Raw genomic sequence first — 17552 nt, 5'->3', positions numbered from 1 at the left:
GCGCGGGGCGGATTTAGATGGGCTGGCGCTGGGGGGAGGAGAGTTGCTGAGAATCATTATAATTTGTAAGATCCCACGCTGATATCACATGACCCTGTCCGAGCCTGTCAGGACGTACCCCAGGTGCCGTCGTGGAACATTACTATCGCGAATTGGTGAGCTTCCTCTCCGCGCGCCTGGGCAGCCGCCAGGCCGCTGAAGATGTGGCTCACGATGCCTATCTGCGGGTGCTCGAACGCACCGGTACGCAGCAGATCGAGCACCCGCGCGCGTTCCTTTACCGCACGGCGCTGAACCTTGTGATCGACCGTCATCGCCGCCACCTGCTGCGCCAGTCCGAACCGCTGGAGGTGCTGGACCTGGACGAGCGCTGGCACACCCCGGCCCCCACCCAGAACATGCAGTTGGACCAGCGCCTGGCGCTGATGCAAAAAGCACTCGATGAATTGAGCCAGCCCTGCCGTGACAGCTTCCTGTTGCGCAAGCTCGAAGGCCTGTCGCATCAGCAGATCGCCGAGCACCTGGGCATCTCGCGCAGCCTGGTGGAAAAGCACATCGTCAACGCCATGAAGCACTGCCGCGTGCGCATGCGCCAGTGGGAATCCTGAAAACCGGTGGTGTGCCGGTGAAAATTCTGTGTGCTGGCAACTTGATTTCTAACTGTTTCAAGACAACTATCTAGATTGACCCCGCCAGGCGCCGCCCTGGTGGTTGCCTGTTACTGGCGCAGTTTGGTCAGGGAGTGTGTCCCTATTCACCTGACTGCCCAGGTCCGACAATGACCAACAAGACCCTGCGCATCCTGATCGCCGACGAGCATCCGTCCCAGCGCTTGCAGCTGGAGAGGCTGCTCAATGGCCTGGGCTATTACCGGATTGCCCCGGTGGACTCCTTCGACGAGCTGCAGCGCCTGGTGCACTGCGCGCTGCAGCCGTTCAACCTGCTGGTGGGCAATATCGAACTGGCCAGCCATGCAGGTGTCGACCTGGCGCGCTTTTGCCGGGTGAGCACGCAGATTCAGCATGCCTTGCTGTATCACTCGCGGCATCTGAAGGTCCCAAGCGTGCCGCAGACCGAGCGCCAGGCGGTGAATGTGAGCCTGCCGCAGGTGCCGGACAACGAGGCCCTTGAGTCCTTCATGGCGCTCATCGATGGCCCAGTGGTGGTCGGCAAGCTGGCCTTGCCGTCCGGCCTTTCCAGTAGTGGCCCGCCGGCCTACCCGCGCAGGAACTTCGCCCACACGGTCTTCAGCCGATAGCCGCAGCGGACGGGGCAAGGGGGCAGCTATTTGCTATCCTCTTGCCCTTTGCCGATTTGCGGACCTGTGCCATGACTGCCATCGATACCGCTCGCCCGCCCCGGTTCAGCCGTGGCGACCACCGGACCCTGGGCCTGGCGGCGCTGGGCGGCGCGCTGGAAATCTATGATTTCATCATCTTCGTGTTCTTCGCCCTGACCCTCAGCCAGCTGTTCTTCCCACCCGAAATGCCTGAGTGGCTGCGCCTGCTGCAAAGCTTCGGGATTTTCGTCACCGGCTACCTGGCGCGGCCGCTGGGTGGCATCGTCATGGCGCACTTCGCCGATCACCTGGGCCGCAAGCGGGTATTCAGCCTGAGCATCCTGATGATGGCGCTGCCGTGCCTGCTGATCGGGGTGATGCCGACCTATGCCGAGATTGGTTACGCGGCGCCGCTGATCTTGCTGGCGTTGCGCATTCTGCAGGGCGCTGCGGTCGGTGGTGAGGTGCCCAGTGCCTGGACATTCGTTGCCGAACACGCACCGCAAGGGCGGCGGGGTTACGCCCTGGGCTTCCTGCAGGCCGGGCTGACCTTTGGCTATTTGCTGGGGGCACTGACCGCGACACTGTTGGCCCAGGTGTTTACCGCCCAGGAAATCCTCGATTACGCCTGGCGTTACCCGTTCCTGCTTGGCGGGGTATTTGGTGTGATCGGCGTGTGGTTGCGCCGTTGGCTGAGTGAAACACCGGTGTTTCTGGCCTTGCGCGAGCGCAAGGAGCAGCCGGTGAAGTTCCCGCTGCGACGGGTGCTGGGCGAGCATCGTGGGGCGTTGATCCCGGCTGCGCTGCTGACCTGCGTGTTGACGTCGGCGGTGGTGGTGCTGGTGGTGATCACACCGACGGTAATGCAGCAGCGCTTCGGCATGACCGCCGCGCACACGTTCGCCCTGAGCAGCGTAGGTATCGTTTTTCTCAATATCGGTTGTGTGCTCGCCGGGCTGCTGGTCGATCGCCTGGGCGCCTGGCGGGCGCTGATGATCTACAGCGTGCTGCTGCCGCTGGGTATCGGTGCCTTGTATGCGAGCCTCGTGGGCCAGTGGGGCATGACGTGGCTGGCTTACGCGTTGGCTGGGCTTTGCTGTGGTGTGGTGGGTGTGGTGCCGTCGGTAATGGTCGGGCTGTTCCCGGCCCAGATCCGGGTGTCGGGCATTTCCTTTACCTACAACGTGGCCTACGCCTTGTGGGCCAGTACCACGCCGTTGGCGTTGATAGCGTTGATGCCGTGGAGCCCGTGGGTGTGCGTTGGCTTTTGTCTGCTCATGGGCGCGGTGGGGCTGCTCACGGCCCTCTACTTTGGCCGCCGGGAACCTTTGGCATTCGCGGCCGAGCCCATGCCGCTCATGTGCGGTGACAAATGAACGGGTAACGCCTGGCGGGCGGTGAGGCAGACTTCCGGGTGGGGGCTATTGGAATAACCTATTAGCCAAATTTAACCTGGAAGGTTAATTTCTCATGGAAAAGAGAACGCCTCATTGTTCGCTGGAGCGGATCAGGGCCTTGGTCAGCGCTGGGCGCGTCAGCCCGACAACCGCCTCTTTGCGGGGCGCCCTGGCACTGGGGATGGATTACCCGGACATGCTCCAGATAATCAACGGTCTGGAGCGCAGAGACTTTCACAAAAGCATGACATGTCACGGTGATTACCGCGTATGGCAGGACGTTTATCGCCCCCTTACGGGCAAGGGATACGTGTACCTGAAACTGTCTGTGGTGGATGACGTGCTCATCGTGTCTTTCAAGGAGTTGTAATCATGAAATGTCCAGTTTGTGGGGGGGCGGAGCTTGCACCTGATACCCGGGACATGCCCTATCGATACAAAGGTGAAGCGACCGTTATCCCAAATGTCAGTGGCGAATACTGTGCAGTCTGTGGGGAGGCGGTTCTCAGCCATGATGAAGCGATGCGCATCAGTACTTTGATGTCCGCATTCAATCGCCAAGTCAATGCCGCGGCAGTGGACCCCGACTTCATTGTCGCTGTGCGCAAGAAATTCGACCTCGACCAGCGTGAAGCCGGCGAAATCTTTGGCGGTGGGGTCAATGCGTTCTCTCGCTACGAAAATGGTAAAACCAGGCCGCCGGTTGCTCTGGTCAAACTGTTCAAGCTGCTCGACCGTCATCCGGAGTTGTTCGAGGAAGTCCGTACGGCCTAAGGCAGCCCTGAACGAGAAAGCCCCCGGGCCGTGAGGCCAGGGGGCTTTTTCTTGCTGCAAGGGCCGGGCTTACATGTTCGGGTAGTTCGGCCCACCGGCGCCTTCAGGGGTAACCCAGGTGATGTTCTGGGCCGGGTCCTTGATGTCGCAGGTCTTGCAGTGCACGCAGTTCTGCGCGTTGATCTGGAAGCGCTTGCTGCCGTCTTCCTGGCTGACCACTTCGTACACGCCCGCCGGGCAGTAACGCTGGGCTGGCTCGTCGTACAGCGGCAGGTTGCTGGCGATCGGGATGCTCGGGTCGGTCAGCTTCAGGTGGCAGGGTTGTTCCTCTTCATGGTTGGTGCTGGAGAGGAACACCGAGCTGAGCTTGTCGAAGCTGAGCTTGCCGTCTGGTTTTGGGTAGTCGATCTTTTTCGAGTCGGCCGCAAGCTTGAGGCAGGCGTAGTCCGGCTTGGTGTCGTGCAGGGTGAAAGGCAGCTTGCCACCGAACCAGTTCTGGTCGATGTAGTTGAACGCACCACCGAGGATCGGGCCGAACTTGTGCAGCGCCGGGCCGAAGTTGCGGCTGGCGAACAGTTCTTCATGCAGCCAGCTGGCTTTGAAGGCGTCGACATAGGTAGTAAGCGCATCGCCGCCTTCGCTGCCAGCGATCAGCGCATCGGCCACCGCTTCGGCCGCGAGCATGCCGGACTTCATGGCGGTGTGGCTGCCTTTGATCTTGGCGAAGTTCAGGGTGCCCAGGTCGCAACCGATCAGGGCGCCACCGTTGAACACCATCTTGGGCAGCGAGTTCAGGCCGCCCTTGCAGATGGCGCGGGCGCCGTAGCTGATGCGTTTGCCGCCTTCGAGGTACTGCTTCATCACGGGGTGATGCTTGAGGCGCTGGAATTCGTCGAAAGGCGACAGGTAAGCATTGCTGTAGGACAGGTCGACGATCAGGCCGACCACCACCTGGTTGTTTTCCAGGTGATAAAGGAACGAGCCGCCGGTGTTTTCAGCGCTCATCACGTCCAGCGGCCAGCCGGCGGTGTGTACCACCAGGCCTTGTTCGTGCTTGGCCGGGTCGATTTCCCAGATTTCTTTCAGGCCGATGCCGTAGTGCTGGACGTCGGACTCGCTGTCGAGGTTGAAGCGCTTGATCAGTTGCTTGCCGATATGGCCGCGGCAACCTTCGGCGAACAGGGTGTACTTGGCGCGCAGTTCCATGCCCGGGGTGTACAGGCCGTCCTTCGGGTTACCCTCGCGGTCGACACCGAGGTCACCGGTGACGATGCCGCGGACCACGCCGTTTTCATCGAACAGCGCTTCCTGGGCGGCGAAGCCCGGGTAGATTTCCACGCCCAGATTCTCGGCCTGCTGGGCCAGCCAGCGGCACAGGTTGCCCAGCGAGATGATGTAGTTGCCCTGGTTGTGCATGGTCTTGGGCACGAACAGGTCAGGGACCTTGGTCGAGTTGCCGGCGTCCTTGAGCACGTAGATGTCGTCGCGCTTGACCTCGGTGTTGAGCGGTGCGCCGAGTGCTTTCCAGTCGGGGAACAGCTCGTTCAGGGCGCGGGGCTCGAACACTGCACCGGAGAGGATGTGGGCGCCGACTTCGGAGCCTTTCTCGACCACGCAGACGCTGATCTCGCTACCGGCTTCGGCGGCCTTCTGCTTCAGGCGGCAGGCGGCTGACAGGCCTGCCGGGCCAGCGCCGACGATGACCACGTCGAATTCCATGTATTCGCGTTCCACTGGTTCTCTCCTACTCATCAAGGCTCGTGCTGTTGCTTTGTCTTATGGGTGTGGCGTGATCATGCGCGCCGCGCTTCACGGGAGCGGAGCTGTAGCGGCACAGAGGATGGACTACACCGTTTTGTCTTGGCCGCGCATTATATCTACACCACTTGGCGGGTCCAATACAAACGTTTGTTTGAATTTGCCGCAGGCCAGTAAAATCAAAGGAACGCGGCTGGAGGGTGACCGATTTGCCGTATTGACCGGATTGGGTGTTGCGGTCAAGATACGAGCGGTTTTACGTTCGCCGTAGGCTCATCGCCGGGCGCAGGTACACCTCTAAAGACCAGGTGTGGGGTAAGGCTTTCGGGCCAAAACACGGTTTGTAGTGGAGTTTACACGCCACCACAGGAAATGACCCGCGGGTATTTGCCGCAAGAGTCTCAACAGGACTGATCGGTCACCGTGAAGATTGCACCTCGCGCATCGTTTTCAGAGGTGCCCTTGTACCCACGCGCATCGCAGGGCTTAGCCCCAGGCGACTATCTATTCACCGGAGAGTAACGAGGAATCCATGAAGGTTCTTGTAGCTGTCAAACGAGTGGTCGACTACAACGTCAAGGTTCGCGTCAAAGCGGACAACTCCGGCGTCGACCTTGCAAACGTCAAGATGTCCATGAACCCCTTCTGCGAAATCGCCGTGGAAGAAGCCGTGCGCCTGAAAGAGAAGGGCGTGGCAAGCGAGATCGTCGTCGTCTCCGTCGGCCCGGCCACTGCTCAGGAGCAGTTGCGTACTGCCCTGGCCCTGGGCGCCGATCGTGCCATCCTGGTCGAAGCTGCTGACGAACTGAATTCCCTGGCCGTGGCCAAGGCGCTCAAAGCCGTTGTCGACAAAGAACAGCCGCAGCTGGTGATCCTCGGCAAGCAGGCCATCGACAGCGACAACAACCAGACCGGCCAGATGCTGGCGGCGCTGACTGGCTACGCCCAGGGCACCTTCGCCTCCAAGGTTGAACTGGCTGGCGACAAGCTGAACGTCACCCGTGAAATCGATGGCGGCCTGCAGACCGTATCGCTGAACCTGCCAGCGATCGTCACCACCGACCTGCGCCTGAACGAGCCGCGCTATGCGTCGCTGCCGAACATCATGAAGGCCAAGAAGAAGCCGCTGGAGACCCTGGCTCCAGACGCGCTGGGCGTATCGCTCGCCTCCACCAACAAGACCTTGAAAGTCGAAGCGCCTGCTGCCCGCAGCGCGGGTATCAAGGTCAAGTCGGTGGCCGAACTGGTCGAGAAGCTGAAGAACGAAGCGAAGGTAATCTAAATGACTATCCTGGTTGTCGCTGAATACGAGAACGGTGCCGTAGCCCCGTCCACCCTGAACACTGTCGCCGCAGCCGCCAAGATCGGTGGTGATGTGCACGTGCTGGTCGCTGGCCAGAACGTCGGTGGCGTTGCCGAATCCGCTGCCAAGATCGCTGGCGTTGGCAAGGTACTGGTTGCCGACAACGCAGCCTACGCCCACGTCTTGCCCGAAAACGTCGCGCCGTTGATCGTCGAGCTGGCCAAGGGTTACAGCCACGTACTGGCCCCGGCCACCACCAACGGCAAGAACATCCTGCCGCGCGTTGCCGCGCTGCTGGACGTCGACCAGATCTCCGAGATCATTTCGGTTGAATCCGCCGACACCTTCAAGCGCCCGATCTATGCCGGTAACGCCATTGCCACCGTGCAATCGAGCGCTGCTGTGAAGGTGATCACCGTGCGTACCACCGGCTTCGATGCTGTGGCCGCCGAAGGTGGCTCCGCTGCCGTTGAAGCGGTAGGCGCCGCGCACGATGCCGGTATCTCCGCCTTTGTTGGCGAAGAACTGGCCAAGTCCGACCGTCCAGAGCTGACCGCTGCCAAGATCGTCGTTTCCGGTGGCCGCGGCATGGGCAATGGTGACAACTTCAAGCACCTGTACAGCCTGGCCGACAAGCTCGGCGCTGCCGTGGGTGCCTCGCGCGCTGCGGTCGACGCAGGCTTCGTACCCAACGACATGCAGGTCGGCCAGACCGGCAAGATCGTTGCCCCGCAGCTGTACATCGCCGTCGGTATCTCTGGCGCGATTCAGCACCTGGCCGGCATGAAGGACTCCAAAGTGATCGTTGCGATCAACAAGGACGAAGAAGCGCCGATCTTCCAGGTGGCCGACTACGGCCTGGTCGCTGACCTGTTCGAAGCGGTTCCGGAGCTGGAAAAGCTGGTCTGATCCGCCTGCTTCACTTATAAAGAAGCCCGGCCCTTGTAACGAGGGCCGGGTTTTTTTATGCGGGCAAGGAGTGAAGGATGGCGTTTCGTGAAGCAGGCAAGGTGCTGGTGTGCACGATGGCGATGCTTTCACCGCTGGCGATGGCGGCTGGCAAGTGTGAGCGTCTGGTGGCGACTGGCAGCCCGGATGCTCCACCTTACTCCTGGCAAGACCCGAAAGACCCGAAACACCTGATTGGCGCCAACGTCGATCTGTTGCGCAAGGTGGCCGGGGAGCTGGGGCTGAAAGTGGAAGTCCTCAATGCCGGCAGGCGCGATCAGGCGCTGGAAGAGGTGCGCAGTGGGCGCATGGATCTGTTGCTCGACACCCCCCTGCAGGTGGAGCAGTTGACCGCACTGGATTACATCCACCCGCCCTTGCAGCTCAATGAATACCTGGTCTGGACGCGCCATGACGCCGACGTGGAATTCAACGGCCCCGCGGATCTGGCCAGATACCAGGGTAGCCTGTCGGAGCGCGCCCGCCTGACCCCGGCTTTCAGTGCATTCGCCAAGGCGCAGTTAAAGCTGGTACCGGCGCAGAACCTGACCCAGGCATTCCAGAAGCTGGTGCTGGGCCAGGTCGACTACGTGCTGGCTGGGCGTTACTCGGGCATGGCCATGACCCAAAGCCTGGGTATGAGCAATGACCTGATCGCCCGCGGCCTGCCGGTCGACCGGCCAGGGCTGTACCTGGCTGTCTCGCACAACTCGGCATGCAATGACACCTGGTTGCGTGGGCAACTGGCAAAAAAGCTGACAGAATTGCCGATCTCCGGTGCGTCTGAAGCCGTGCTGCAACGTAATGTCGAGCGCTGGAAAGCGCAGATGGATGTGCAGGCGGACGCCCCCAAACAGTAGGAAGAGTGCGTGAGAACCCAATCACTGATCCTTGCCGTGGCCATGCTCGGCCTGGCCGGCTGCGCCAACGACCCGGCGCCCAATGAACAGATGCGTATTTCCGAGCAGGCGCTGGAACAGGCAAAAGCGGTCGGTGCCACCGACCAGGTCGAGGCGCTCAAGCTTGCCGAAGACAAGCTCGCCCGCGCCAAGAGCGACATGCTGACCGAGGACTACCGCGACGCCCGCATGCGTGCCGAGCAGGCCGAACTCGATGCCCGCCTGGCCGAGGCGCGCGTACTGAACCAGAAGAGTGAGGAGCAGCTCGGCGTATTGCAGTCGCGGGTCAAGCGCTTGCGCAAGCAGCTGGAGGTGCAGCCATGAAGGGCTTCAAACCCATGGCGGCGCTGGCATTGCTGGCGCTGGCTGGCGGGCTGCAGGGGTGCGCCAGTCAGCGCAGTGCAGCGGCGCTGGACGATGCCTCGGCGGCCTTCCAGAAGGTCAAGGATGATTCCGCTGTGCTGCGCAGCGCACCGCGTGATGTGATCCGCGCCGGTGAGTCGCTGGCCCGCGCCGAGCGCTTGTCCAGTTACATCGGCACCGGCAGTGACGTGCGCCACTATGCGTATCTGAGCCAGCGTTACAGCGAAATTGCCGGTGAGCACGCGAAGTTGGCGCTGAGTCAGGAGCGTCTGGCCAAGCTCGACCTTGAGCGTCAGCGCCTGCAGCTGGCCCTGCGCGAGGCCAAGCTGGCCAGCGTGCAGCAGCAGGGTGAATGGGTGGAAGCGCAGATTGCGGCGCTGGCCTCGCAGCAGGCTGATCGCGGGCTGGTGATGACCTTGGGTGATGTGCTGTTCGACACTGGTCGTGCGGACCTCAAGAATTCGGCCAGTCGCACGGTGCTCAAGCTGGTCCAGTTCCTTCAGCTCAACCCGCGCAGGGTGGTGCGGATCGAGGGCTATGCCGACAACACCGGCGCGCCGGAAGATAACCTCAAGCTGTCGCGCGACCGGGCGCAGGCAGTGGCCGACATGCTGGTCGACCTGGGTGTCGACGAAAAGCGTCTGCAGGTTGAAGGGTATGGCGATCAGTACCCGATCGAGGCCAATGCTTCGGAGCGGGGCAGGGCGCAGAACCGCCGGGTGGAGATCGTCTTCTCCGATGACAAGGGCAGGCTTGCTCCGGCACGCTGACCGCTGGCGCCTCTTCGCGGCTTGAGAAGAGGCGCGCTGGTTAACCCTTTCGATAGCGGCCACGCCACTGTAATGTCGACTATTGTGCAATCTGTCCCAGTACACTTTGCAACTGTTACGGTATCCTCTACCGTAAGTGAGTCGTACAAGAACAATGAGCCGTCCGCGCGTCGAGATATCGCCATGACCAACCTGCTGCTGTATCAGCGTATCGCCCAGCAACTGGCCGATGACATCCGCCGTGGTGTCTATCAGCCAGGCGAGCGCGTGCCGTCCGTGCGCAAGATGAGCGCCCAGCTCAACGTCAGCCATGCCACGGTACTGCAGGCCTATGCCAATCTCGAAGACCAGGGGCTGATCCGCGCCCGGCCGCAGTCTGGCTACTACGTGCACCAGACCCCGGCGTTGACTGCGCAGACGCCGGATATTGCCAGAGTCGAGCGCCCTGGCCTGGTCACCCGCGCGAGCATCATCCAGCAGGTGCTGACCGAGGCCCGTCGTGATGGCGTGTTTGCGTTCGGTGCCGCCGTTCCTCATGTCGACTACTTGCCGGTGCGGGCCTTGCATCAGCAGATTGCCAAGGTCACCCGTTTTCACAGCCCGCGTGCTTTCAGCTACATGTTCAGCCCGGGCTTCGAGCCGTTGCGCCGGCAGATCGCTATCCGCATGCGTGATGCGGGCGTGCTGGTCGATCCCAGTGAAGTGATCGTTACCCATGGCTGTGTCGATGCCCTGCAAATGTCACTGCGCGTACTGACCCGCCCGGGGGATCTGATTGCTGCGGAGTCGCCCACCTATTACGGCCTGCTGCAGCTGGCTGATTTGCTCGGGCTGAAGGTGATCGAGATCCCCAGCGACCCGTCCACCGGCATCAGTCTGGAAGCGCTGCAACTGGCGGCCAATCAATGGTCGATCAAGGCGCTGGTACTGACCACACGCCTTAGCAACCCGCTGGGCGGCACTATCCCCGAAGAGCGGCAGAAGCAGTTGTTGCGCCTGGCTTCGGACTTCGACATCCAGATCGTCGAGGACGACATCTATGGCGAGTTGATGTTCGAGCAGGGCAAGACCAAAGCGCTCAAGGCATTCGACCGGCTGGACCGTGTGATCTACTGCTCGAGCTTTTCCAAGACATTGTCACCTGGCGTGCGCGTTGGCTGGATGGTAGCGGGGCGATACCAGGACGAAATCCAGCGGCTGCAGACCTTCACCACCCACTCGGCCTGCAGTGTCACGCAGATGGGGGTGGCGGCTTACCTGGAGAACGGTGGCTATGATCGCCACCTGCGGTATATCCGCCAGGAGTACCGCAAGAACCTCAGTGCCTACCAGTTGGCTGTGCAACAGCACTTTCCCGAGGGTACGCAGATGACCCGGCCCACGGGCGGCTTCATTCTGTGGGTCAGCCTGCCGGGGCGGGTCAACACTCAAGAGCTGCATGTGCGTGCGCTGGAGCAGGGGATCAGTATCGCCCCTGGGCTTATCTTCAGTAATACCGAGCAGTTCAACCACTGCATCCGTCTCAACTGCGGTATTCCATGGAACAAGGAAGCCGAACGGGCGGTGATGACGCTGGGAATGCTGGCCCAGCAATTGTGCAGGGAGTCTGTAACTGCGCTTTTGTAAGGCTTGCCAGGCGCAGGCGGAACAGAGAGCATACGCACTCTTGAAGCCTGCCTATCGATGTCCATGAAACTGTTGCGTCGTATTGCCCTGGTTTTTTGCCTCGCGCCAGTGTGTTTGACCTCTGGTGTGGCCCACGCTGCGCAGCCTGCCAAAGCGGACAACGCCAAGGTGTCGCCTGCGCGCAAGCCCGCCAGCAAGGCGGCAACCCAGCAATTGCCCGCGGCGCACCTGGATCTGAGCCTGCCTGCCGAGATGGTCAACCAACTTGAGCCCAGCGTCGGCAGTTCAGTCACGCGCCGCAAGCCCTTGCTGCCGGCCATGTTTACCGACAAACCGCAGAGCGGTGACAGCCCGTTCCAGCTCAATGGTCGCTTGATCAGCAACGAGATGCAGCTGCAGTTGCGCAATGACAGCCGGCGTGATGTGGAAGGGGCGGCGATCGAGTTTGAGTTCCGCCAATAGCCTGGGCGAACTGACTGCCGGGTCACTGCAGATTTCATCGGGCCAGCAATTTCAAACGTATGTTTGAGCGGTTAGTATCCAGGGACGTTCGTCCCGTTTTGTTTCAGGGAGTCCTGATTTTATGAAATGCCGTGAGGGTTGCGGTGCCTGCTGCATCGCCCCGTCCATCACTTCCGCAATGCCGCGCATGCCAGACGGCAAGCCGGCTGGCATGCGCTGCCTGCACCTGACCGCCGACAACCTCTGCGACCTGTTCGGCAAGCCCGAGCGGCCGGCGGTCTGTGGTGGGTTCAAGGCGGATATCGAGGTGTGCGGCAATGATCGCGACGAGGCAATCAGGATTCTCGGTTGGTGGGAGCAGATGACGGCGGCGTGACAAGGCTGGATCTTCGACAACAAGGATAAAGATGATGAGATCGTTCAAGCGTATTGCACTGCTATGTGGCGTGGGCTTGCTGATGGCGCCGGCCGCCTGGGCCGAGAGCTGGCAAGTGGCCAAGGACGAGGAGGGGATCAAGGTCTCTCTCAGTGAAGTGCCGGGGTCCAAGTACAAGGCCTACCGTGGTGTGACCCTGATCAAGGCGCCGTTGGCCAGGGTGCAGGCTCTGCAGGAAGACGTGGCAGGGGCGTGCACCTGGATACATGAGTGCAAGTCGCAGAAGTTGCTCAAGCACGAAGGTGACCAGAGCTGGACCTACACCCAGTTCAATACGCCGTGGCCGGTAACGCCGCGCGATTCGGTGTTGCATGTCACTACCGTCAAAAGCGCTGATGGCAGCCTGACGCGTAACCTCAAGGAAGAGCCGACCTATTTGCCCGAAGAGAAGGGGTATGTACGGGTGGCGAAAGTCGAAGGCTTCTGGAAGTTGGTGCCCAAAGGGGAGAGTACAGAAGTGACCTATCAGGTACATACCGAGCCGGGTGGCAGTGTGCCCGCGATGGTAGCCAACAAGTTTGTAGTGGATGCGCCGTTCAATACCCTGAAAAGCTTGCGTGAGCGGGCAGAGAAGAACTGAAGTCAGGGCAGGGGCAAAGCAATGAAAAAGGCTGCCCGAGGGCAGCCTTTTGCGTTCGGCTTCAAAAGCTTACTTGCGGTCCTTCAGCTCAACGATGTCACGCGGCAGCTCGCCGGTGTACAGCTGGCGCGGGCGGCCAATCTTGTACGGGCTGGAAAGCATTTCTTTCCAGTGCGAGATCCAGCCCACGGTACGTGCCAGGGCGAAGATCACGGTGAACATGCTGGTTGGGATGCCGATCGCCTTGAGGATGATGCCCGAGTAGAAGTCGACGTTCGGGTACAGCGAGCGCTCGATGAAGTACGGATCGGTGAGTGCGATCTCTTCCAGGCGCATCGCCAGTTCCAGCTGCGGGTCGTTCTTGATGCCGAGTTCGCCCAGGACTTCGTCGCAGGTTTTCTTCATCACGGTGGCGCGCGGGTCGCGGTTCTTGTACACGCGGTGACCGAAGCCCATCAGCTTGAACGGGTCGTTCTTGTCCTTGGCCTTGGCAATGTACTTGTCGATGTTCGAGACATCGCCAATTTCATCGAGCATGGTCAGCACGGCTTCGTTCGCACCGCCGTGGGCAGGGCCCCACAGTGCGGCGATACCGGCGGCGATACAGGCGAACGGGTTGGCACCCGAAGAGCCGGCCAGGCGGACGGTGGAGGTGGAGGCGTTCTGCTCGTGATCGGCATGGAGGATGAAGATCTTGTCCATTGCCTTGGCCAGTACCGGGCTGATCGGTTTGATCTCGCACGGGGTGTTGAACATCATGTGCAGGAAGTTTTCCGCGTACGACAGGTCGTTGCGCGGGTACATCATCGGCTGGCCCATGGAGTACTTGTAAACCATCGCGGCGAGGGTCGGCATCTTGGCGACCAGGCGCACCGCGGAAATTTCGCGGTGTTGCGGGTTATTGATATCCAGCGAGTCGTGGTAGAACGCCGACAGGGCGCCGACTACGCCGCACATTACGGCCATCGGGTGGGCGTCGCGGCGGAAACCGTTGAAGAAGGACTTCAGCTGCTCGTGAACCATGGTGTGGTTCTTGACGGTGCTGACAAACTGGGCCTTCTGCTCGGCGTTGGGCAGTTCGCCATTGAGCAGCAGGTAGCAGGTTTCCAGGTAGTCCGATTGCTCGGCGAGCTGCTCGATGGGGTAGCCGCGGTGCAGCAGTACGCCCTTGTCGCCGTCGATGTAGGTGATCTTCGACTCGCACGAAGCGGTCGCCATGAAACCAGGGTCGAAGGTGAAGTGACCAGTGGCCCCCAACCCGCGGACGTCGATTACATCAGGACCAACGGTGCCGGTTAAAATGGGCAGCTCGACGGGGGCAGCGCCCTCGATGACCAACTGCGCTTTTTTGTCAGCCATGTGGCCTCCTATTAATGCTTGAAATCATCAGACAGACCCCCCACGCAGGGCCCGCACCACTATAGAGAAGTAAATTCGAATGTCAATTTGCCTAAAGGCTGGTTGAAACCCGCTCTGAGGCCTGATTTTTCACGAAATTCTCGCCCATTTACGCCTTTTGCTCGCTAAAGGCAATGCGCTATTTGGGCTACCCCGTCACGTTGTCATAAGCAGCCTAACTGTCTATACTCGGCACCCGACCGCCAGGGGCTTGCAAGCCCGAACTGCTGGGGGTCGCCGTTCCCTGGGTGGTGGGTACCTGACCAGTACACTTACCAACAACTTTGCCCTGATTCGCTAGGGGCTCTTCAGTGTGAAAAAAGCCGTGAAAAGCCAACGACCTGTAAACCTAGACCTAAGGACCATCAAGCTCCCTGTCACAGCGTACACGTCCATCCTGCACCGTATCTCCGGCGTCATCCTGTTCCTTGGCCTTGCCATCATGCTTTATGCACTGGGCAAGTCGCTGGGTTCCGAGGAAGGCTTCGGTGAGGTGAAGGCGTGTCTGACCAGCCCGCTGGCCAAGTTCGTGACCTGGGGCCTGCTATCCGCCCTGCTTTATCACCTCGTGGCAGGTGTGCGTCACCTGATCATGGACATGGGTATCGGTGAGACGCTGGAAGGCGGCAAGCTGGGCTCGAAAATCGTGATCGTCATCTCCGTGGTGCTGATCGTTCTGGTGGGAGTTTGGGTATGGTAACCAATGTCACGAACCTGTCGCGTTCGGGCCTCTATGACTGGATGGCGCAGCGCGTCTCGGCGGTCGTTCTCGCGGCTTACTTTCTCTTCCTGATCGGCTACGTGGTCGCCCACCCAGGCATCGACTACACCCAGTGGCATGGTCTGTTCTCCAATAACGCGATGCGGATCTTCAGTCTGCTGGCCCTCGTTGCCCTGGGCGCTCACGCCTGGGTCGGCATGTGGACCATTGCAACCGACTACCTGACGCCAATGTCGTTCGGCAAGTCGGCAACTGCGATTCGTTTCCTGTTCCAGGCGGTATGCGGCGTTGCGATGTTCGCTTACTTCGTCTGGGGTGTGCAGATTCTCTGGGGTATCTGATCCATGGCTAGCATTCCAACCATTTCCTTCGACGCCATCATCATCGGTGGCGGCGGCGCCGGCATGCGCGCAGCGCTGCAGCTGGCCCAGGGCGGTCACAAGACTGCCGTGGTCACCAAGGTCTTCCCGACCCGTTCGCACACTGTTTCCGCCCAGGGCGGCATCACCTGCGCCATCGCTTCGGCCGACCCGAACGACGACTGGCGCTGGCACATGTACGATACCGTCAAAGGTTCCGACTACATCGGTGACCAGGACGCTATCGAATACATGTGTCAGGAAGGCCCTGCTGCGGTCTTCGAGCTGGACCACATGGGCCTGCCGTTCTCGCGCACCGAAACCGGTCGTATCTATCAGCGTCCGTTCGGCGGCCAGTCCAAGGACTTCGGCAAGGGCGGCCAGGCTGCACGTACCTGTGCTGCTTCCGACCGTACCGGCCACGCACTGCTGCACACCCTCTATCAGGGCAACCTGAAAGCGGGCACCACCTTCCTGAACGAGTACTACGCTGTCGATCTGGTGAAAAACCAGGACGGCGCGTTCGTGGGTGTGATCGCGATCTGCATCGAAACCGGCGAAACCCTGTACATCAAGTCCAAGGCCACCGTATTGGCCACTGGCGGTGCGGGCCGTATCTACGCCTCGACCACCAACGCCCTGATCAACACCGGTGACGGCGTCGGCATGGCCCTGCGTGCCGGTGTGCCGGTGCAGGACATCGAAATGTGGCAGTTCCACCCGACCGGCATCGCCGGCGCTGGTGTACTGGTCACCGAGGGTTGCCGCGGTGAGGGTGGCTACCTGATCAACGCCCACGGCGAGCGTTTCATGGAGCGTTATGCTCCGAACGCCAAAGACCTGGCCGGCCGCGACGTGGTCGCCCGTTCCATGGTCAAAGAGATCATCGCTGGCAACGGCGTGGGCCCGAACAAGGACCACGTACTGCTGAAGCTGGACCACCTGGGCGAGGAAGTGCTGCACAGCCGCCTGCCAGGCATCTGCGAACTGTCCAAGACCTTCGCTCACGTCGACCCGGTTGTAGCGCCGGTGCCGGTCGTGCCGACCTGCCACTACATGATGGGTGGTGTTGCCACCAACATTCATGGCCAGGCCATCACCATGGACGCCGAAGGCAAGGACCACATCATTCCGGGCTTGTTCGCCGTGGGTGAAGTGGCGTGCGTATCGGTTCACGGTGCCAACCGCCTGGGCGGTAACTCGCTGCTCGACCTGGTCGTATTCGGCCGCGCCGCCGGCCTGCACCTGGAGAAGGCGCTGAGCGAAGGCGTCGAGTACCGCGATGCCAGCGATACCGATGTCGACGTCGCCCTGAACCGCCTGAACAAGCTCAACGAGCGTACCACTGGCGAAGACGTCGCAAGCCTCAAGCGTGAGCTGCAAAGCTGCATGCAGAACTACTTCGGTGTATTCCGTACTGGCGAATACATGCAGAAGGGTATCGAACAGCTGGCTGGTCTGCGTGACCGCATCGCCAACGTGAAGATCAACGACAAGTCCCAGGCCTTCAACACCGCGCGTATCGAAGCGCTGGAGCTGCAGAACCTGTTGGAAGTCGCCGAAGCTACCGCCATCGCGGCCGAAGCCCGTAAAGAGTCCCGCGGCGCTCACGCCCGTGAAGACTTCGAAGACCGTGACGACGAAAACTGGCTGTGCCACACCCTGTACTACCCGGGTGAGAAGCGCGTGGCCAAGCGTGGCGTCAACTTTGCGCCGAAGACTGTTCCAGCCTTCGAACCAAAAGTCCGGACTTATTGAGGGTGACTGCTATGTTGAAAGTCGAAGTTTATCGCTACAACCCGGATACCGACTCGGCGCCCAAGATGGAGTCGTTCGACGTCGATACCGGCGGCAAGGACCTGATGGTGCTGGACGTGCTGGCGCTGATCAAGGAGAAGGACGAGGGCTTCTCGTACCGTCGCTCCTGCCGTGAAGGCGTTTGCGGTTCCGATGGCATGAACATGAACGGCAAGAACGGCCTGGCCTGCATCACGCCGCTGTCCGGCGTGGTCAAGGGCAACAAGCTGGTTCTGCGCCCGCTGCCTGGCCTGCCGGTCATTCGTGACCTGGTCGTCGATATGAGCATCTTCTACAAGCAGTACGAGAAGGTGAAGCCATTCCTGCAGAACGACACGCCGGCCCCGGCCATCGAGCGTCTGCAGTCGCCGGAAGATCGCGACAAGCTGGACGGTCTGTACGAGTGCATCCTGTGCGCTTGCTGCTCGACTTCCTGCCCATCGTTCTGGTGGAACCCGGACAAGTTCCTGGGCCCCGCCGCCTTGCTGCAGGCCTATCGCTTCCTGGCCGACAGCCGTGACACCAAGACCCAGGAGCGCCTGGCGTCCCTGGATGACCCGTTCAGCGTCTTCCGCTGCCGCGGGATCATGAACTGCGTCAACGTTTGCCCGAAGGGTCTGAACCCGACCAAGGCAATCGGCCACGTACGTAACATGCTGCTGCAAAGCGGCACCTGATTCAA

The 17552-nt window shown here is 61.0% G+C and carries 20 protein-coding genes; 18 read left to right on the top strand and 2 right to left on the bottom strand.

Annotated elements, in window-relative coordinates:
* Positions 1-131: 131 nt before the first annotated feature.
* From NGJ21_RS00910 to NGJ21_RS00890, 5 genes are all read left to right on the top strand, one after another.
* Positions 132-608 carry a sigma-70 family RNA polymerase sigma factor gene (locus NGJ21_RS00910; protein ID WP_046785260.1) on the top strand — a complete coding sequence of 159 codons (477 nt, stop codon included), beginning with the start codon at positions 132-134 and terminating at the stop codon, positions 606-608.
* A gap of 170 nt (positions 609-778) precedes the next feature.
* Positions 779-1258: a response regulator gene (locus NGJ21_RS00905; protein WP_046785259.1), complete on the top strand. Its 480-nt coding sequence runs from the start codon at positions 779-781 to the stop codon at positions 1256-1258.
* A gap of 71 nt (positions 1259-1329) precedes the next feature.
* Entirely contained in the window at positions 1330-2655 is a 1326-nt protein-coding gene (locus tag NGJ21_RS00900; RefSeq protein ID WP_115274271.1) for an MFS transporter, read from the top strand.
* 94 nt (positions 2656-2749) lie between these two features.
* Positions 2750-3046, top strand: coding sequence for a type II toxin-antitoxin system MqsR family toxin (locus tag NGJ21_RS00895; protein WP_115274272.1), 297 nt, complete (start codon positions 2750-2752; stop codon positions 3044-3046).
* Between the two features lie 2 nt (positions 3047-3048).
* Entirely contained in the window at positions 3049-3450 is a 402-nt protein-coding gene (locus NGJ21_RS00890) for a type II toxin-antitoxin system MqsA family antitoxin (RefSeq protein ID WP_115274273.1), read from the top strand.
* 69 nt (positions 3451-3519) lie between these two features.
* Here NGJ21_RS00890 and NGJ21_RS00885 read toward each other — a convergent pair whose 3' ends face one another.
* On the bottom strand, positions 3520-5202 hold the full coding sequence (locus NGJ21_RS00885; protein ID WP_080516487.1) for an electron transfer flavoprotein-ubiquinone oxidoreductase: 1683 nt from the start codon (positions 5200-5202) through the stop codon (positions 3520-3522).
* Between the two features lie 538 nt (positions 5203-5740).
* Between NGJ21_RS00885 and NGJ21_RS00880 the strand changes: the two genes are divergently transcribed.
* From NGJ21_RS00880 to NGJ21_RS00840, 9 genes are all read left to right on the top strand, one after another.
* Positions 5741-6490, top strand: a complete 750-nt coding sequence (locus NGJ21_RS00880; RefSeq protein ID WP_251961687.1) for an electron transfer flavoprotein subunit beta/FixA family protein — start codon at positions 5741-5743, stop codon at positions 6488-6490.
* Positions 6491-7420 carry an electron transfer flavoprotein subunit alpha/FixB family protein gene (locus NGJ21_RS00875; RefSeq protein ID WP_012315359.1) on the top strand — a complete coding sequence of 310 codons (930 nt, stop codon included), beginning with the start codon at positions 6491-6493 and terminating at the stop codon, positions 7418-7420.
* A 77-nt stretch (positions 7421-7497) separates the two neighbouring features.
* Positions 7498-8319, top strand: a complete 822-nt coding sequence (locus NGJ21_RS00870; RefSeq protein WP_119687487.1) for a substrate-binding periplasmic protein — start codon at positions 7498-7500, stop codon at positions 8317-8319.
* A gap of 9 nt (positions 8320-8328) precedes the next feature.
* Positions 8329-8682: a DUF4398 domain-containing protein gene (locus tag NGJ21_RS00865; protein WP_251961686.1), complete on the top strand. Its 354-nt coding sequence runs from the start codon at positions 8329-8331 to the stop codon at positions 8680-8682.
* Positions 8679-9491 carry an OmpA family protein gene (locus NGJ21_RS00860; RefSeq protein WP_115274275.1) on the top strand — a complete coding sequence of 271 codons (813 nt, stop codon included), beginning with the start codon at positions 8679-8681 and terminating at the stop codon, positions 9489-9491. The genes NGJ21_RS00865 and NGJ21_RS00860 overlap by 4 nt, the downstream gene beginning before the upstream one ends.
* Positions 9492-9674: 183 nt before the next feature.
* Complete coding sequence (locus NGJ21_RS00855; RefSeq protein WP_046785252.1) at positions 9675-11117, top strand: aminotransferase-like domain-containing protein; 1443 nt, start codon at positions 9675-9677, stop codon at positions 11115-11117.
* 63 nt (positions 11118-11180) lie between these two features.
* Positions 11181-11579, top strand: coding sequence for a hypothetical protein (locus NGJ21_RS00850; RefSeq protein ID WP_187306323.1), 399 nt, complete (start codon positions 11181-11183; stop codon positions 11577-11579).
* Positions 11580-11700: 121 nt separating this feature from the next.
* Complete coding sequence (locus tag NGJ21_RS00845) at positions 11701-11955, top strand: YkgJ family cysteine cluster protein (RefSeq protein WP_012315353.1); 255 nt, start codon at positions 11701-11703, stop codon at positions 11953-11955.
* Between the two features lie 34 nt (positions 11956-11989).
* Positions 11990-12595: an START domain-containing protein gene (locus NGJ21_RS00840; protein ID WP_115274278.1), complete on the top strand. Its 606-nt coding sequence runs from the start codon at positions 11990-11992 to the stop codon at positions 12593-12595.
* Positions 12596-12664: 69 nt separating this feature from the next.
* Here the strand turns inward: NGJ21_RS00840 and gltA are convergent, their stop codons facing one another.
* Positions 12665-13954 carry a citrate synthase gene (gene gltA / locus NGJ21_RS00835; protein ID WP_115274279.1) on the bottom strand — a complete coding sequence of 430 codons (1290 nt, stop codon included), beginning with the start codon at positions 13952-13954 and terminating at the stop codon, positions 12665-12667.
* Between the two features lie 352 nt (positions 13955-14306).
* On the opposite strand from gltA, the gene sdhC reads away from it, so the two are divergent.
* Genes sdhC through NGJ21_RS00815 form a run of 4 tightly spaced genes read left to right on the top strand, consistent with a single transcriptional unit; the run spans position 14307 to position 17547 of the window.
* Positions 14307-14693 carry a succinate dehydrogenase, cytochrome b556 subunit gene (gene sdhC / locus NGJ21_RS00830; RefSeq protein WP_012315350.1) on the top strand — a complete coding sequence of 129 codons (387 nt, stop codon included), beginning with the start codon at positions 14307-14309 and terminating at the stop codon, positions 14691-14693.
* Positions 14687-15055, top strand: a complete 369-nt coding sequence (gene sdhD / locus NGJ21_RS00825; protein WP_003254214.1) for a succinate dehydrogenase, hydrophobic membrane anchor protein — start codon at positions 14687-14689, stop codon at positions 15053-15055. The genes sdhC and sdhD overlap by 7 nt, the downstream gene beginning before the upstream one ends.
* A gap of 3 nt (positions 15056-15058) precedes the next feature.
* Positions 15059-16831 carry a succinate dehydrogenase flavoprotein subunit gene (sdhA, locus tag NGJ21_RS00820; RefSeq protein ID WP_012315349.1) on the top strand — a complete coding sequence of 591 codons (1773 nt, stop codon included), beginning with the start codon at positions 15059-15061 and terminating at the stop codon, positions 16829-16831.
* 11 nt (positions 16832-16842) lie between these two features.
* Complete coding sequence (locus NGJ21_RS00815) at positions 16843-17547, top strand: succinate dehydrogenase iron-sulfur subunit (RefSeq protein WP_012315348.1); 705 nt, start codon at positions 16843-16845, stop codon at positions 17545-17547.
* Positions 17548-17552: the final 5 nt, after the last annotated feature.

The organism is Pseudomonas sp. Marseille-Q5299, from assembly GCF_943737035.1.
Classification (GTDB): Bacteria; Pseudomonadota; Gammaproteobacteria; order Pseudomonadales; family Pseudomonadaceae; genus Aquipseudomonas; species Aquipseudomonas putida_E.
This window is presented reverse-complemented; position numbering and strand designations above follow the sequence as displayed.

What these genes read in the sequence shown, in the direction of transcription:
- NGJ21_RS00905 (WP_046785259.1), top strand. Translation starts at nt 779, where the DNA reads ATGACCAACAAGACCCTGCGCATCCTGATCGCCGACGAGCATCCGTCC.
- NGJ21_RS00900 (WP_115274271.1), top strand. Translation starts at nt 1,330, where the DNA reads ATGACTGCCATCGATACCGCTCGCCCGCCCCGGTTCAGCCGTGGCGAC.
- NGJ21_RS00895 (WP_115274272.1), top strand. Translation starts at nt 2,750, where the DNA reads ATGGAAAAGAGAACGCCTCATTGTTCGCTGGAGCGGATCAGGGCCTTG.
- NGJ21_RS00890 (WP_115274273.1), top strand. Translation starts at nt 3,049, where the DNA reads ATGAAATGTCCAGTTTGTGGGGGGGCGGAGCTTGCACCTGATACCCGG.
- NGJ21_RS00885 (WP_080516487.1), bottom strand. Translation starts at nt 5,202, where the DNA reads ATGAGTAGGAGAGAACCAGTGGAACGCGAATACATGGAATTCGACGTG.
- NGJ21_RS00880 (WP_251961687.1), top strand. Translation starts at nt 5,741, where the DNA reads ATGAAGGTTCTTGTAGCTGTCAAACGAGTGGTCGACTACAACGTCAAG.
- NGJ21_RS00875 (WP_012315359.1), top strand. Translation starts at nt 6,491, where the DNA reads ATGACTATCCTGGTTGTCGCTGAATACGAGAACGGTGCCGTAGCCCCG.
- NGJ21_RS00870 (WP_119687487.1), top strand. Translation starts at nt 7,498, where the DNA reads ATGGCGTTTCGTGAAGCAGGCAAGGTGCTGGTGTGCACGATGGCGATG.
- NGJ21_RS00860 (WP_115274275.1), top strand. Translation starts at nt 8,679, where the DNA reads ATGAAGGGCTTCAAACCCATGGCGGCGCTGGCATTGCTGGCGCTGGCT.
- NGJ21_RS00855 (WP_046785252.1), top strand. Translation starts at nt 9,675, where the DNA reads ATGACCAACCTGCTGCTGTATCAGCGTATCGCCCAGCAACTGGCCGAT.
- NGJ21_RS00850 (WP_187306323.1), top strand. Translation starts at nt 11,181, where the DNA reads ATGAAACTGTTGCGTCGTATTGCCCTGGTTTTTTGCCTCGCGCCAGTG.
- NGJ21_RS00845 (WP_012315353.1), top strand. Translation starts at nt 11,701, where the DNA reads ATGAAATGCCGTGAGGGTTGCGGTGCCTGCTGCATCGCCCCGTCCATC.
- NGJ21_RS00840 (WP_115274278.1), top strand. Translation starts at nt 11,990, where the DNA reads ATGAGATCGTTCAAGCGTATTGCACTGCTATGTGGCGTGGGCTTGCTG.
- gltA (WP_115274279.1), bottom strand. Translation starts at nt 13,954, where the DNA reads ATGGCTGACAAAAAAGCGCAGTTGGTCATCGAGGGCGCTGCCCCCGTC.
- sdhD (WP_003254214.1), top strand. Translation starts at nt 14,687, where the DNA reads ATGGTAACCAATGTCACGAACCTGTCGCGTTCGGGCCTCTATGACTGG.
- sdhA (WP_012315349.1), top strand. Translation starts at nt 15,059, where the DNA reads ATGGCTAGCATTCCAACCATTTCCTTCGACGCCATCATCATCGGTGGC.
- NGJ21_RS00815 (WP_012315348.1), top strand. Translation starts at nt 16,843, where the DNA reads ATGTTGAAAGTCGAAGTTTATCGCTACAACCCGGATACCGACTCGGCG.